The sequence below is a fragment of the Pseudoalteromonas sp. OFAV1 genome (genome assembly GCF_021532595.1).
Lineage (GTDB): Bacteria > Pseudomonadota > Gammaproteobacteria > Enterobacterales > Alteromonadaceae > Pseudoalteromonas > Pseudoalteromonas lipolytica_C.
The window spans coordinates 1-14,867 of sequence record NZ_JAKGBG010000047.1 but is presented as its reverse complement, the minus strand read 5'-3'; the positions used below and the strand labels follow the sequence as shown (position 1 = coordinate 14,867).

Sequence of the window (14,867 nt, the reverse complement as noted above, 5' to 3'; positions counted from 1 at the left end):
ACACTGAAATCGTATATTCTTAACAAGTTTTTAGGCACATTATTTGCTTTAAACTAATCAGCTAGCGCTGTGCTATGCAGTTTTAACTATTTAGCACACAAACTTGCCAATTAATTGGCATTGATGATTTGTTGGAGATTTACCGTGATGAAGTTTTCATTACTCCCTTTAAGTTTAAGCCTTATGTCGCTACTTGCTGCCACACATACAAGCGCAGCTATGCGTGAGTACACTGCAACAGCAGATACTTCTAACTGGAATATGGTTAAAACATCTCGCTTAGAATGCCAATTAAATCATGAAGTTCCTTACTATGGTGAGGCTATTTTTAGCACCACGGCCAGTAAAAATAAAGACGTTAACTTTAATCTTGATATGGTTGTTAGGCCAGATAACTACAGCATTGCTGGCTTAAAAGCAGTGCCACCACACTGGCGTGCAGGCATCCCAGCCCGTGATTTAGCTAATATGAAGCTATTACGAAAGTTTGACGGCGAACTGGGTAATAAAACTGCGTGGGAGATGCTCACAGAACTTGAAAAAGGTTACCAACCGACATTTTATTACCAAGACTGGCAAAACAGTGCCGATAAAATTGCCGTTGGCTTATCAAGTGTTAACTTCAAGCAAGCCTACTGGGCATTTTTACAATGTCGCGATGCCATGTTGCCCTACAGTTTCGAAGATATTTCGTTCACTGTAATGAATTACGAACCAAACAGCAGCAACTTAACTAAGACATCGCAAAAGCGCTTGGAGAAAATAGCTGAATACTTAAAGTACGATACGAGTATTGCCTCTATATCAATCTCGTCTTACACCGATAGTTACGGCGGCCGCTGGAATAACCTCGAATTATCTAAAAAGCGCGCAAAAGCGATTAAAGACTATATAGTTAGCTTAGGTATTGATGAAAATAAAATTGATACTGAAGGATATGGTGAAAAACGCCATGTTGCCAGTAACGACAACATTCTTGGCCGGAACACAAACCGCCGTTTAGTGATTCAAATTGCTAAAATGTAGTAGCCGCTATTGCGGCTACTCGCTTTAACCCATTTCTAATGGCTTGATACCTTTAAAACGTTTTATCCATTTATCGCCAAACTGGAAGAACGCTAGGCTTATCATAATAACCGTTGCACCAATTACCAGCTCTTGATCAATTGGTTCATCGTTTAATAAGCCGCCTATGGCAATTGCAAAGCTAGGTGTGATCAAGGTTGTTAATGCTACTGTACTCGCGTTCAATTTTTGCAATACATGAAAATAAGCCAGTGCACCAATTAATGAACCAAACACGCCTAAGTAAACAATTGAGTACAGTGATTTTGCGCTCCACAACTGACTATTTAGTTGGCCATCTACCAGCAACCAAGTAATAAAAAACAGAGGCGTTACAAATACCAAAGCACCAAATGTGGTGGCCATTGGGTGAATAGCAATTCTTACCCGTTTGATCATCACGCCACTTAAACTAAAAAAGCACACTGCCATAAATACATATAGCAGACCACTAAGCTGCTCTACCCCACCTTGAATATGGCGCTGACTCACCAAAAATAAGCCAATTAAGGCGCAACCAAGTGCCGCAAGCTTAACCGCACTGAACTTAGGTTCGTTCAAGATCTTTTGCGCAAGTAAGCCCGACAAAATTGGCGCTAAACCAAACATCAATGAGATTAACCCTGAAGGCACCGTTTTAGCGGCCATGTAGCTTAATAACATGCCACCAAAAATACCAATGCTCGAATAGCCATAGAGGAACAAAGCGCGGCGATGCCAAGGCACTCGGATATTAGCCACAGCAACGACAAAGGCAGCCAACACCAGTCCCACCAGCATGCGTAAAAACACGGCTAGGGTCGGCGCTACCGTTTCACTACTCCAAACAATACCCAGTGGTGTTGTTGACCAAATCACCACCATTAAAAAATATGAGGCTTTAACAGGCACAAGCTTATTCCTTTAAAAAGGCGAAAAAAGCGGAAGAGAATTTAAAAGAGAAATAACCAACCGCTTAGGACGCGGTTAGTAAAACTTACTTAATTAACCGCAGCACATAACAGACCATACGACTGATGAGGTCAGGCGCATACAATTGTTTGTTGGTCGTTGGTTTAGCTGCATCATGGTATTTAAAAAGTAAGTTGAAGAAGCTTAAGAATCCACCCAAATGGTGATTTTGTCAACACTAAAACTCAGACAATTTTCCATAAAGTTTCTAGGCGTTTTCAACGGTCTGTTTGCACATGTAAATCATAAGTTACATTTAATTTCTTTGATTTATAACAAAACTATTTAAGTTTTGTTAAACAAGTTATATCTTGCTTGCCTCTCACGAAGTTTAAGGGGCAAAAAGTGCTTAAAAATAAAACAATAGGTAGCATGTTAATTGTTGCTGGCACCACCATAGGTGCAGGGATGCTGGCATTGCCTATCGCCTCAGCAGGGCTTGGTTTCACAACAGCGTTATCACTTATCTTACTTACATGGATTTTAATGACCTACACAGCATTATTGATGCTAGAGCTACATCAATATGCCGACAGAGACGCAACCCTCAATACCTTAGCTAAGTCATGGTTAGGTAAACGTGGACAATGGGTGGCTAACTTTTCAGTGATGTTTTTGTTTTACGCATTATGCGCTGCGTATATCGCAGGTGGCGGTGCGCAATTACAAGAAAAGCTTAACTCTGGATTATCGCTTTCTTTAGCACCGCAAGTTGGTTCAGTCATTCTGGCTGTGGTAATAGGTACGGTGGTTACGCTCGGCACTAGTAAAGTTGATAAACTTAACCGCGTGCTTTTCACTATTAAAGTATGCGTACTAGCGAGCTTATTTTATATGCTGACACCTTATGTTCACGGTCAACACTTACTTGAAATGCCGATTGAACAAGGTCTGATTTTATCTGCAATTCCAGTGGTATTTACCTCATTTGGTTTTCATGGCTCTATTCCGTCGATTGTGAAATACGTGGGTTTAGATATCAAAACACTTCGTAAAGTGATGGTGGCTGGTGCAGCCCTGCCTTTAGTGATTTACATTTTTTGGCAGTTACTTAGCCAAGGCATGATGAGTCAAAGCGATTTACTACAAAGCCAAGGGTTACCGGGATTTGTAAGCAGTGTCGCTAGCATTGCTCACAGCCCGCATGTTGCCACAGCAGTAAACATTTTTGCTGATTTAGCGTTAGCCACGTCTTTCTTAGGGGTGAGTTTAGGCTTATTCGACTTTTTTGCTGATGCATTTAAAAAAGGTGATGGCAGTAAAGATCATATCAAAACAGCCTTGATCACCTTTATTCCACCGCTTGGTTTTGCGCTATTCTACCCGCAAGGGTTTATTATGGCGCTTGGCTACGCCGCCATTGCGCTGGTTATTTTAGCGGTGTTTTTACCGGTTGCTATGGTCTATAAGCAACGAAGCAGCAAACCAGATGCGGGTTACCAAGTTAAAGGCGGTAATATTGGTTTAGCACTGGCCGCCCTGTTTGGTGTGCTTATTATTAGTGCTCAAGGTTTACAAATGGCGGGGCTTATTCCAGCGATTGGTTAAACAACTAATCAAATCAAAAAAGCACCCGAGGGTGCTTTTTTGTGTCTGGTTTAAGGTGAAATTAAAACACCATCGCCTTACCGCGGCCAGATGCTTCAGAGGCTGCATCTAATTTACCGTCTTTATTAATGATCACATGTAAATCACCAAAATGGCGCTCATCAAGTGTATAACCCATTTTCTCAAGGGCTTTAACAACCTTTGGTTCAAGACCTGTGTGGTATCTAATCACATTTTTAGGCCATAATTGGTGATGAAAACGAGGACTATCTACAACCTGTTCGGCGGTCATATCAAATTCAATGGCATTTAAAATAGACTCATACACAGAGCTAATAATCGTGGTACCGCCCGGCGAACCAGTTACCATTTTAACTTTGTTATCTTGAAGTAGAATGGTCGGTGTCATTGAGCTTAGCATACGTTTATGTGGTTGAATTTCGTTAGCTTTACCACCAATTGCACCAAATACATTCATCACACCTGGCTTGGCACTAAAGTCATCCATTTCATCATTCAAAATGAACCCTGCACCAGAAACAACAACGCCACTACCAAAGCTCAAGTTTATCGTGGTGGTATTCGCTACCGCATTGCCCCACTTATCTAGAATAGAAAAGTGCGTTGTTTGTTCACTTTCGTGTAAACCAGGTTTGATGTTCTCGGTAGTTGAAATGGCATCTGGACGAATTGTACTTGCTCGCTTGGCGAGATAATCATCTGCAAGCAATGCAGTTTTTGGCACTTCATAAAAATCTGGGTCGCCTAAATATTCAGCTCTGTCGGCGAATACGCGTTTACCTACTTCAGCCAAAATATGGACATAGGTTGTTGAATTGTGCTCAAGAGTTCCTTTTGGCTTTGCAAGGTCGTACATTTTTAGCCACTGTAAAATAGCAATACCACCTGAACTTGGCGGTGGAGATGTGAGCACTTCGTAACCACGCCAGTTACCCTTAATTGGTGTACGCGATTTAGCTTCATATGCTTTTAAGTCTTGCTCAGTGATAATGCCACCATGTTGCTTCATAAACGTCGCAATGATTTTCGCAGTCTCACCTTCGTAAAAGCCTGCTTTACCTTGGTCACGAATACGCTTTAATGTGGCGGCAAGTTCAGGCTGCTTGAAAACCTTGTTTGCTTTGGCATCAGCAAAGTAATCTGAAAAGTTAATGTTAACCGACTTCTTAGCCATTCGCGCAATGTAACGCTCAATACTAGCGGCTAATTTTGGATGAACCACAAAACCTTGCTCTGCTAAATTAACTGCAGGCTCTAGCAGAGTCTTCCACTCTAAACTGCCATGCTTTTGATGCGCAAGCCACATACCTGCAACACTGCCCGGTACACCACTTGCGTGAATACCGTATACCGACATGTTATCGATGACATTTCCTTTTTCATCAAGATACATATCTCTGTGTGCAGCAGCTGGAGCCGTCTCACGGTAATCAATAAAATCACCCTTGCCATCTTTTTGGATCAGCATAAAACCGCCACCGCCAATATTACCGGCTTCAGGTAAAGTAACTGCTAGCACGAACTGTGCAGCAATTGCTGCATCAACTGCATTACCACCCTGCTCTAAAATGGCACGAGCGGTGTCGCTGCTGTAACTATCAGGCATAGCCACAGCTGCTTGCTTAGCAAGTAGTGACTGATGACAAAATAATACGGCTACGAAACATAATCGCGCTGCATACTTAACTATATGAGTCATAGAACTTCCTTTTTTATTGATGAAACTTTCACCCATTTACGCATGTTAAAGCAGGTTGGGTCAATCAGTTGTGTTCAAATGGTGTTAATTGCTCTTTTGGACAAGAGTAGAGCACCGCAGGTAATTGGCCGTGCTCATCTGTATGGTTATAGTTTTTAATAAATTTAAGCCCCAGCTTTTCCATCACTTTAATAGAGCCGATGTTATCCTTCAGTGCTGTCGCTGAGAGCGATTTAACTGTTGGATCCTGACATACCGCATGAGCAACAGCTAATGCAGCCTCAGACGCATAACCTTTACCCCAGCTCATTTGTTTAAAGCGCCAACCAATTTCTAAATCACTGTAATCGGGCTGTTCAAAAAAGCCCATAGGCCGTACTAATACCCAGCCGATAAATGTATTGCTCTCGATGATATTTACCTGCCAAAGCCCCCACCCTTTTTGCTCATTACGATATGCATCCAAGCGTGGAATGAATACCTCTTTGATGGTCTGCATACTGGATATTTTGCCACGAGTTAGATATTTCATTACCTCTGGGTCGTTATCGAGCTCATATAAAAGCTCGGCATCATTGCCATCCATTAATCGAAAACTTAAACGTGTTGTTCTAGCTATGTTCATTTTTATTTGTTTATACTGCTTGTGGAGTTGGATAACCATTAGAGAAAATTATGAAAAAATTAGCAAGCTTAGTTTTATTAGGCTGTATAGCCTTAACAGGATGTGACGATGCCGAGCAAGCAAAGAAAGATGCTAGCGAAGCAAAAGAAGAAGTAAAGCAAGCTCTTAATGACGCTTGGGGCGACGTAAAAGACGCCACCAATGAGTTTAATGATGACTCGCTGCAAGAATTACTCGAAGAGAGTAAAAAAATGGGCTTAAACATGTATGACGACGGTAAAGAGATTGCCTTAGACGCATGGATTGAAAGCAAAGAAGCAGCAGGTGAACTTACCGAAAAAACCAAGCAAAAAGCAAAAGAACTGGCTGAAGAATTAAGAGAAGCGCGCGAAAAGCGCGAACAAGAAAAAAATAATTAATAAAAAGGGCAAGTATTTACTTGCCCTTTTTTGTTAGTAATTAAAGCTCAAATTCTTTTTTGAATTTTAAGCCAAATTCGCTGCGGTCGTTGCTGCGCATCACGCCAACAAAGCCAGATTGTTGTAAGCGACCTACATCATAAACTTCGTTTAACACGTTCTCACCGTAAAGAGTCACTTCAAAGTCACCGTTCGGGTTTAAGTAAGAGATGTTAAAGCCAACTAATTCACGTGAATCAATGTGTTCACTTTGGTTGAAAACTGATTGACCTTGCATATAGCTACGGTAAGAGTAGTTTGCGTTTACTGCCACTGTGCCACCGTTACTTAAATCAATGAAATAAGAAGGTGCGACCATCACAGTCCAACGTGGTGTTAGTGCTGGTGAATCACCTTTACCAATACCTAATACACCGTCATCTACTTCTGTGATTTCTGAATCTAGGTAACCAATAGCACTACGTAGCGTAAAGTCATCAGTAAATGCAATTGTTGTCTCAAGCTCGATACCTTGTGCTTTAGATTCACCCGCATTTTCTACGATAGTAACGAAACCGCCACCTGCAGTTGGATCTGAGAATGGTAATGCAAGGTCTGTGTAGTCAGTAACAAACACAGCAAGCATCATAGATACATCTTCATGTACCTGACCTTTAAGGCCTAGTTCGTAGTTAATAGCTTTGGTTTCATCGAAAGAAACAAATTGATCAGGACCACCAAATGGACGCGGTGGGAAACCACCTGTTTGATAACCTTTTTGGATTTGGCCATACACGTTCATGTTATTGCTAAGCTGGTACGACGCATTTAAATCCCATGTTACTGCATCAAAATCAGCACTTACGTATTTACGTGTCGCAAACGTTGGGAATAAGGCATCGGCTTCTTTTTTATCTTTCGAATAACGTAGACCACCGCCCACCGTTAAATCGTCGCTTAGGTCATAGCTTGCATTGATATAAGCCGCGTATGAGTTAGTCTCTTGGTTGATATCAAAGTAACCGTAATCACCAAACGACGCGGTAGTACCATCATTTAAAAGGCCATCTGGTGTGTTGAATGGGCTAAATACGAACGGACCAGAACTTGTGAAGCCATCTTCATTAAAGAAGTACAAACCAGACACAAAGTCCATGTTATCAAAGCTACCGTTTAATTGGATTTCGAATGAATATTGATCTGCGCCACCTTCTTCAGGGAATTCAGATAAGTTAAGAGCTACAGCGTCATCATCAAGACCACCTTCATACTCTGAGCTACGGTAGCTGGTGATGAACTTAGCTGTGTAGGTATTATTGATGTCCCAATCAGCGGTTAAAGACGTGCCCCAGCCTGAGTAAGCTGTCGACTCAATACCAGCTACCGTTGATGCTAAATCATCAGGATCGCTTGGTAACATATCTTCTGTTAGTAATGGGAAATCACCATTGAATGGGTCATTCGGATCCAGTGGCGCTGTTAATTCAATTGTGTATGGTGATTGGCCTGATTCGTTATCAACACCATCAATTGAGAACACAAAAGATAAGTCGCTGCTTGCTTGCCATTTAAGCGCCATACGACCGCTTAACTCTTGCTCTTCACCGATTTCTTTTTCTGGGTTAGCAAGGTTAATCGCTTCACCTACACCATCGCGTTGCTTATAAGACACGCTTGCAGACATGCTTACAGTGTCGGTAAGGCTGTTATTAAAGTAAACGTCACCGGCTAAACGACCACGGCTACCTACTTTTGCCGATGTCGTTACAATGCCTTCGTCACCAGGTTGCTTAGTAATAATATTTACTGCGCCACCTAATGTGTTACGACCGTACAAAGTACCTTGTGGACCACGTAACACCTCTACACGCTCAACATTTGGTAATGATAAGTTTGAGCCCATTTGGCGACCAAGGTAAACACCGTCTAGGTAAACACCCACGCCCGGATCGGTTGTGATCACGTGGTCTTGTAAACCAATACCACGAATAAACACGGATGCATGGGCCGCATTTCCTACACCATAACGGGTGATGTTTAGGTTAGGTACGTATTTACCAATGTCTTCTAGGTTGCTCATGTTTGCTTTATCAATCAGGTTTTCACCGATTGATGTCACCGCTGTTGGCGACTCAAAAATGCTTTCTGTACGCTTACGCGCTGTTACTTCGATTTTCTCGAAAGCATCTTGTTTAGCAGAGGTTTTTTCTTGCTCAGCAAACGCTGAAGTAGATAATGCAGCAACAATGGCCACAGTTAACTGTGAGAGATGACGTAATTTCAATTAAAACTCCAAAGGATACCGTGTGTGTATTTTCGCCCATAAATTTCAGGCATAAAAAAAGACGCTTAGCTATAAGCATCTTTCCTCTGGAAGGGCATTATATGTCAGTTTTGTGAAAACATGTATAATTATTTTATTTTTTATTAATTTTAAATAACATCCTCCTTAATATGTATTACAAATAGCATAATTTTACCCAAAACAACTCCTTCCTTGATCTCACCATTAATTTGCATGCAAACAGACAAGGTTAAAATTTTTAGAAAGTAAACCTGTAGCGCTTAGCTAAAAGCAATTAAATCTTCATTAACTCCTCTTACTTTTGATTGAATAACAAACAATAAATAGTCTATGCTTTTAGTTGACCCCATTTTGCAAGGAGCAAACTTTGAAATTACCTACCCCTTTGCGTGTTGCCATTTTAGCCGCAGCCACTGCGATTTCACTTACAGGCTGTCAACTCACCTCTAGCGAACTACCTGCTATTAGCGATACAGGTACCAAGCATATTGGTCATGTAGTTTGGCACGATCTTATTACCCCTGATTTAGCACAATCTAAAGCCTTCTATGGCGATGTGTTTGGTTGGCAGTTTAAGCAGGTTAACGACAGCTATTTACTCGCTACCTCAGACGGTCAATTAATTGCAGGTATGGCTGAGCTTGATAATAAGCAAAATGCCAGTCATTGGCTGAGCATGTTAAGTACTGACAATATCGCTGCAATAAGCGAAAAAACAGTCACCGCTGGCGGTAAAGTTTTAATTGCTAGTACAGAAATTAAAGGACGAGGCAGCATAGCAGTATTAGAAGATCCGCAAGGCGCGGTATTTTCTTTGATCAACACAGTTAATGGTGACCCAGCTGCTACATACAGTGATAATCGTTGGATATGGCAAGAAGTCTGGACTGACAACCCTGAGCAAAGTCAGTCTTTTTATCAATCGCTTGGCAATTATTCTGTCCAGACTAAATCACTGGGAGAGAATAACTATAAATATCTAACAGCCGATAATAAACCGGCTATTGGTTTTGTTAAAAAGCCTGACACTAACATTGGCAATACCTGGGTTAACTACATTAAAGTTGCCAATATTTCCGACACACTCCTAAAAGTAAAAGCCGCAGGTGGTGTAGTTCTTATGGCGCCGACTCAACAAGTGCGAAATGGCAGTGTAGCCATTATTCGTGATCCTGCAGGCGCAGGTATTGTAATTCAGGAGCAAATGTAATGAAAAAACGCATTCTAAAAATAGCCGCGCTAGCAGCCACCTTAGTGCTACTAAATGCATGCACACCTTATGCTAGCCTTGATATTAATGCCCCTTTTAAAGTTGGGCCTGTCTATGTAAACCCAAGTATTGGCATTGGCGGGACGCTTTAAAAATAAAAGTCTGCGCCCTTAATTAATGTTTTATCTTTAAACGCTGGACGTGCGAAAGCACGTCTTCAGCTTTTGCACCTAAATAAACATAAATAGCTAAAGCCAATAACAGCCCCGCCACAGCAAACATCATCAGCACAGCAGGAATAACATACTCAGTTTGACCAAGCGCAGCCTTGAACATAGTTAATAATGCCTCAATCGATACTGCAATCAGAATAGTTGAAATAAAACGCGTGATAGTGCGGCGAGTCGAGCTATGGCGGAAGATATCTTTATGCATCAAAATTTCTTCCTCGAGAATTGTTTTTCCTAAATCAAAAATTGCTAAAGCAAGAGTAACGAAAATGATGATTGTAAAAGGTTTTAATGGATCAGAATGAGGCTGCTCACTCATTAACAGTTCTAGCATACCGATGAATACTTGATAGAGTAAATAAAAGACTAAACAAAACAAACAACCAACAATTAAGCCGTAGCCAGCTTTAAAGTAAGCGGTCATGCTTGCACGTTTAGTATCACCCATAATAAATTCAACCAGCTCAGTTAAGCAGACATCTATCACAAGAAAATAATGGCCCCCTTGTTTCTTTTCGACCGGTTTAATTGCAGAAATACATAAATGCCTAGTTGCTGTCGAGATATAAGGAGAGGTGAAATGTGCCTCAGGAGCGCTCGACACTAATAAAAAATAAGGCCTAGCGCTTAAATCCTGCCCTGCTCCTTTATGCGCCAAATGCTTCTTGTACTGACGTTTAAAGCAGACATTATCACCTAGCTGAATACCTTGCTCATTTAAGCAATACTGTAACTCTAAGAACGGATACTGTTTTACAAGTTGCTGATAGTCTTGTTCGTTGGTAATTGAAGCTTGCACACTCGCTAAAATAGACAGTAGTAAATTGTGTATCAGCAATTGTTGTTCTTCATATCGCTCAATTGCACTGAGATAACTCATTCTCGCCATCTTTTTTATCCTTAAGAGAATAGATACAACTAAGTAAGCAAGGTGTGCTCCAAGTTTAAAAAGCGATAATAATCAGCTTGATATAAAAAATGACGATATAAAATTAGAATAATGGCACTAAAAAAGTGCATCGTGTGTTGTATAAAGCACTAAAACGAAAAAAGCCGTAACACACTGTGTTACGGCTTTTTAATTTTGGTGCGGATGGGGGGACTTGAACCCCCACGGCCGAAGCCACCACCCCCTCAAGATGGCGTGTCTACCAATTCCACCACATCCGCATACAATTCTGTATGTTGTTAAGCTTTTTGTTTACTTGAGGAATGAAAACAGCTTAACAGGTATTAGCCTAAGCCAATTAATTTGGTACGTCAGAGCTCTTTTCCTCTGTTACCGGCACATCGTTTTGTGCAGGAGTAACAGTTTCAACAGCTGGCGCAGCTTCTAGGTTTTCCCACTCATCAGTCTTTTTAATTTGACCAGCTGTTAGGTTGCCTAGAACAATACTTAGCACAAAGAAAATTGTTGCTAAGATTGTGGTTGTTTTAGTCATGAAGTTACCAGCACCAGATGAGCCAAACACGGTTGCAGAAGCACCTGCACCAAATGATGAACCCATATCTGCGCCTTTACCTTGTTGGATTAAAACCATACCAACTAGAGCTAAAGCAACAATTAAATAAACTACTAATAAAATTTCGTACATCTTATACGGTCCCTTTTGCACTTTCGCAGATTGCAGTAAATGAGTCTGCTTTTAGACTTGCGCCACCAATTAGGCCACCGTCAATATCTGGTTGTGCAAATAATAATTCGCTATTTTTTTCATTCACGCTACCACCATATAAGATGGTTAATTGCTGCGCTAAGTCATCATCTAAAGAAGCAATTTTCTCACGGATAAACTTATGAACAGCTTGCGCTTGCTCAGGTGAGGCAGTCTTACCTGTGCCAATGGCCCAAACGGGCTCGTATGCTACCACAGAATTCTTCAGTGCTGCTACACCTAATTTGTTAATTACAGCATCAATTTGTGCTGCAACTACTAATTCGGTTTCATTTGCTTCACGTTGCTGTTCACTTTCACCAACACATAGTACCGGTGTTAAACCAACATCTTGCGCACGAGCAAATTTATCTGCCACAACCTCATCTGATTCGCCATAAATACTACGACGTTCAGAGTGTCCAACAAGTGTGTATGTCGCGCCTAAGTCTTTAACCAGTTGCGCATCTACTTCACCGGTAAATGCACCTGCTTGGTTCTCAGAAACAGTTTGTGAACCAACCACAACATCTTGCTGAGTTACAGCGTTAATTAATGGGAATGGTGGAAAAACCACAATATCAAGTTCATCCGATTGAACATCTTTAATAGCGCTAGATAGCTGTTCAACAAGCTCTAATGAGCCGTTCATTTTCCAGTTACCTGCTACCATCGGCTTACGTGCTGCCATATTTCCACTCCACATTAGAAAGCGGGCAAGATACTAACTCGACTTGCCCTAAGTTACAAGAGGTTATTGTTATACCACGGTTTGTTTGCTCACAGATTCAACAACTGCGGCAATTTTTTGAGCACTATCAAGGACAATTTTCTCTTGCTCAGCTTCAACCATCACGCGAACAACAGGTTCAGTCCCTGATTTTCGTAGTAACACTCGTCCTGTATCTCCTAGTTGCGCTTCAACTTCAGCAACCATATCGATAACAGCCTGAGCTTGTGTTGGATCTGTGCCCTGAGGGTAACGTACGTTGATCATTTTCATTGGGTATTTTGTAAAGCCAGCGCCTAGATCTTGTAATGTTTTATTTTGCGCGACCATAGCTGCGAGTACTTGTAAGCTCGAGATAATACCATCACCCGTACTGATCAGGTCTAAATTCAATACATGTCCTGAACTCTCACCACCAATTTTCCAGCCTTTTTCTTGTAAAAGCTCCATCACGTAGCGATCGCCCACTTTACTACGAGCAAAACCAATGCCGCGCGCTTTTAGGGCATTCTCTAGGCCCATATTTGACATAACGGTGCCAACAACACCACCACCTAGAATATCGTCATTAGCAGCTTGGCATGCAATGATGTAAACAATATCATCACCATCAAAAACTCTGCCATTGTGATCAACCATCATTACGCGGTCACCATCACCGTCATAAGCAATACCCACATCAGCATTATGTTCTAATACTTTGCGTTTAAGAGTTTCAACATGGGTTGCACCACACTCTAAGTTGATATTTACCCCATTTGGCTCGCAAGCATGACAAATAACCTCTGCGCCTAGCTCACGCATTACCGAAGGAGCAATGTGGTATGTAGCGCCATTGGCACAATCAAGCACAATTTTTAACCCTTCTAATGACAGGCCTTGTGGAAATTGGCTTTTACAAAACTCAATATATCGACCATCCGCTGTTTCTAAACGGCGAGCTTTACCTAGTTTGTCTGAGGCAACACAGGTCATAGGCTCATCCATCATAGCTTCTATTTCAAGCTCAACTTCATCAGGTAGCTTTAAGCCTCTGCTTGAAAAGAATTTAATACCGTTATCATGATATGGATTATGCGATGCACTAATTACAATGCCTGCTTCAGCACGGAATGTTTGGGTTAAATAAGCAACAGCAGGTGTCGGCATAGGGCCCAAAAGAACAACATCAATACCCGCCGCAATTAAACCTGCTTCAAGCGATGTTTCCAGCATATAACCTGAGATACGAGTATCTTTACCAATTATAACTTTCTTGGTGCCAATTTTTGATAGTACACGACCAGCAGCCCAGCCTAGTTTTAAAGCAAATTCAGGGGTGATTGGAAACTCCCCAACCATGCCACGAACGCCATCCGTGCCAAAATATTTTCTTGTTTTACTCATTTGTAATTCCTTTCTTACATGCTTGCCATACGCTAAGCACATCGACTGTTTCTAATACATCATGTACACGAATAATTTTAGCGCCATTTTGGGCCGCAATTAATGCTCCCGCTAAGCTACCTGCTAAACGCTCACTCGTGTCTCTTTTTAATAAGTTACCTATCATTGATTTGCGTGATAAGCCTGCTAACACTGGTAGATTAAATTGATTAAACTCATCAAACCTATCAAGGATTTGATAGTTATGAGCCAGTGTTTTACCAAATCCAAAACCTGGATCCAGTATAATTCGATGTTTCTGAATACCCGCTTGCTCGCATGCTGCAATACGCTCGGCAAAAAAACGATTTATGTCTGCAAATAAATCAGTATATACCGGATTACTTTGCATAGTTCGTGGCTGCCCTTGCATGTGCATTAAACAAATAGCCACATCTGGGTACTCAGCAAGTACATCTATAGCCCCAGGTTCTTGCAACGCTCTTACATCATTTATGATATCAGCACCGGCAATAATCGCTTGACGCATCACTTCGCTTTTACTGGTATCTATAGAAATAATGCAATCGCTACTTTGCCTAAGTGCTTTAACCAATGGGATTACGCGTTTTAGCTCTTCATCTAAAGACACATCAGGTGCGCCTGGGCGAGTGGATTCACCTCCAATATCAATAATTTTTGCGCCTTGATTTAGAAGAGCTTGCGCTTGTTTGACAGCGCTGTCGAGCTGACAGTAATTGCCGCCATCTGAGAAAGAGTCGGGGGTTACGTTTAAAATCCCCATTACAATAGGGTCGTCGAGGTGTAAAGTGCGACCTCGGGGTAATTTAATAGCGGTCATCGATCACCTTTACTGCTTCCATGGCAAAAAATACAGTATTGTTTTCTGCTACAAAAAAGCCCCGGCATGCGGGGCTTTTGCTTTTTCTATTTTAGCGATTATTCAGCTTTGTCATCAAGGTTTGTTTCATCCTTTTTTACTGAATCTTCGCTTTTTGTCTCTTCGGGTGCCGATTCTACTTTCGGAGCCGTAGATTTTTTATC

At 41.4% G+C, this 14,867-nt stretch carries 14 protein-coding genes and 1 tRNA gene; 5 read left to right on the top strand and 10 right to left on the bottom strand.

Translation table 11 applies throughout. From position 1 onward, the window contains the following. Positions 1-147: 147 nt before the first annotated feature. Entirely contained in the window at positions 148-1,026 is an 879-nt protein-coding gene (locus L1267_RS19340; RefSeq protein WP_138557000.1) for a flagellar protein MotY, read from the top strand. A 24-nt stretch (positions 1,027-1,050) separates the two neighbouring features. Here the strand turns inward: L1267_RS19340 and L1267_RS19335 are convergent, their stop codons facing one another. Next, a complete protein-coding gene (locus L1267_RS19335) occupies positions 1,051-1,956 on the bottom strand; it encodes a DMT family transporter (RefSeq protein WP_235383846.1) in 906 nt (301 codons plus the stop codon). Positions 1,957-2,361: 405 nt separating this feature from the next. On the opposite strand from L1267_RS19335, the gene L1267_RS19330 reads away from it, so the two are divergent. Further along, positions 2,362-3,564, top strand: a complete 1,203-nt coding sequence (locus tag L1267_RS19330; protein WP_235383845.1) for an aromatic amino acid transport family protein — start codon at positions 2,362-2,364, stop codon at positions 3,562-3,564. A 61-nt stretch (positions 3,565-3,625) separates the two neighbouring features. On the opposite strand, the gene ggt is transcribed toward L1267_RS19330, so the two are convergent. Together ggt and L1267_RS19320 are read right to left on the bottom strand one after the other, a co-directional pair. Next, entirely contained in the window at positions 3,626-5,284 is a 1,659-nt protein-coding gene (gene ggt, locus L1267_RS19325) for a gamma-glutamyltransferase (RefSeq protein ID WP_235383844.1), read from the bottom strand. Between the two features lie 64 nt (positions 5,285-5,348). Then, positions 5,349-5,915 (bottom strand): GNAT family N-acetyltransferase, encoded by a 567-nt coding sequence (locus L1267_RS19320; RefSeq protein WP_135926257.1) that lies wholly within the window; start codon positions 5,913-5,915, stop codon positions 5,349-5,351. Positions 5,916-5,959: 44 nt separating this feature from the next. On the opposite strand from L1267_RS19320, the gene L1267_RS19315 reads away from it, so the two are divergent. After that, positions 5,960-6,328 carry a hypothetical protein gene (locus tag L1267_RS19315; protein ID WP_138556968.1) on the top strand — a complete coding sequence of 123 codons (369 nt, stop codon included), beginning with the start codon at positions 5,960-5,962 and terminating at the stop codon, positions 6,326-6,328. 40 nt (positions 6,329-6,368) lie between these two features. Here L1267_RS19315 and L1267_RS19310 read toward each other — a convergent pair whose 3' ends face one another. Beyond that, a complete protein-coding gene (locus L1267_RS19310; protein WP_442960569.1) occupies positions 6,369-8,591 on the bottom strand; it encodes a TonB-dependent receptor in 2,223 nt (740 codons plus the stop codon). 388 nt (positions 8,592-8,979) lie between these two features. Between L1267_RS19310 and L1267_RS19305 the strand changes: the two genes are divergently transcribed. Together L1267_RS19305 and L1267_RS19300 are read left to right on the top strand one after the other, a co-directional pair. Further along, positions 8,980-9,822, top strand: coding sequence for a VOC family protein (locus L1267_RS19305; protein ID WP_235383843.1), 843 nt, complete (start codon positions 8,980-8,982; stop codon positions 9,820-9,822). Continuing rightward, positions 9,822-9,974: a hypothetical protein gene (locus L1267_RS19300; protein WP_171040387.1), complete on the top strand. Its 153-nt coding sequence runs from the start codon at positions 9,822-9,824 to the stop codon at positions 9,972-9,974. The genes L1267_RS19305 and L1267_RS19300 overlap by 1 nt, the downstream gene beginning before the upstream one ends. Positions 9,975-9,996: 22 nt before the next feature. Here the strand turns inward: L1267_RS19300 and L1267_RS19295 are convergent, their stop codons facing one another. The 6 genes from L1267_RS19295 to folP all read right to left on the bottom strand — a co-directional run bounded on the left by L1267_RS19295 (position 9,997) and on the right by folP (position 14,664). Continuing rightward, positions 9,997-10,941, bottom strand: coding sequence for a general glycosylation pathway protein (locus tag L1267_RS19295; protein ID WP_135924085.1), 945 nt, complete (start codon positions 10,939-10,941; stop codon positions 9,997-9,999). 196 nt (positions 10,942-11,137) lie between these two features. Beyond that, positions 11,138-11,222: transfer RNA gene (locus L1267_RS19290), tRNA-Leu, on the bottom strand. Positions 11,223-11,299: 77 nt separating this feature from the next. Next, a complete protein-coding gene (gene secG, locus L1267_RS19285) occupies positions 11,300-11,647 on the bottom strand; it encodes a preprotein translocase subunit SecG (RefSeq protein ID WP_135924084.1) in 348 nt (115 codons plus the stop codon). A gap of 1 nt (position 11,648) precedes the next feature. Then, the gene (gene tpiA, locus L1267_RS19280) at positions 11,649-12,398 is read right to left on the bottom strand and encodes a triose-phosphate isomerase (protein WP_135924083.1); all 750 of its coding nucleotides are present in this window, start codon (positions 12,396-12,398) and stop codon (positions 11,649-11,651) included. 69 nt (positions 12,399-12,467) lie between these two features. Then, complete coding sequence (gene glmM, locus L1267_RS19275; RefSeq protein ID WP_135924082.1) at positions 12,468-13,823, bottom strand: phosphoglucosamine mutase; 1,356 nt, start codon at positions 13,821-13,823, stop codon at positions 12,468-12,470. After that, positions 13,816-14,664, bottom strand: coding sequence for a dihydropteroate synthase (gene folP / locus L1267_RS19270; RefSeq protein ID WP_135924081.1), 849 nt, complete (start codon positions 14,662-14,664; stop codon positions 13,816-13,818). The genes glmM and folP overlap by 8 nt, the downstream gene beginning before the upstream one ends. Positions 14,665-14,867 lie beyond the last annotated feature (203 nt).

Bases quoted from the DNA above. Each gene is read 5' to 3' on its own strand.
- L1267_RS19300 (WP_171040387.1), top strand. From the start codon at position 9,822: ATGAAAAAACGCATTCTAAAAATAGCCGCGCTAGCAGCCACCTTAGTG.
- L1267_RS19340 (WP_138557000.1), top strand. From the start codon at position 148: ATGAAGTTTTCATTACTCCCTTTAAGTTTAAGCCTTATGTCGCTACTT.
- ggt (WP_235383844.1), bottom strand. From the start codon at position 5,284: ATGACTCATATAGTTAAGTATGCAGCGCGATTATGTTTCGTAGCCGTA.
- tpiA (WP_135924083.1), bottom strand. From the start codon at position 12,398: ATGGCAGCACGTAAGCCGATGGTAGCAGGTAACTGGAAAATGAACGGC.
- secG (WP_135924084.1), bottom strand. From the start codon at position 11,647: ATGTACGAAATTTTATTAGTAGTTTATTTAATTGTTGCTTTAGCTCTA.
- L1267_RS19315 (WP_138556968.1), top strand. From the start codon at position 5,960: ATGAAAAAATTAGCAAGCTTAGTTTTATTAGGCTGTATAGCCTTAACA.
- glmM (WP_135924082.1), bottom strand. From the start codon at position 13,823: ATGAGTAAAACAAGAAAATATTTTGGCACGGATGGCGTTCGTGGCATG.
- L1267_RS19295 (WP_135924085.1), bottom strand. From the start codon at position 10,941: ATGGCGAGAATGAGTTATCTCAGTGCAATTGAGCGATATGAAGAACAA.
- folP (WP_135924081.1), bottom strand. From the start codon at position 14,664: ATGACCGCTATTAAATTACCCCGAGGTCGCACTTTACACCTCGACGAC.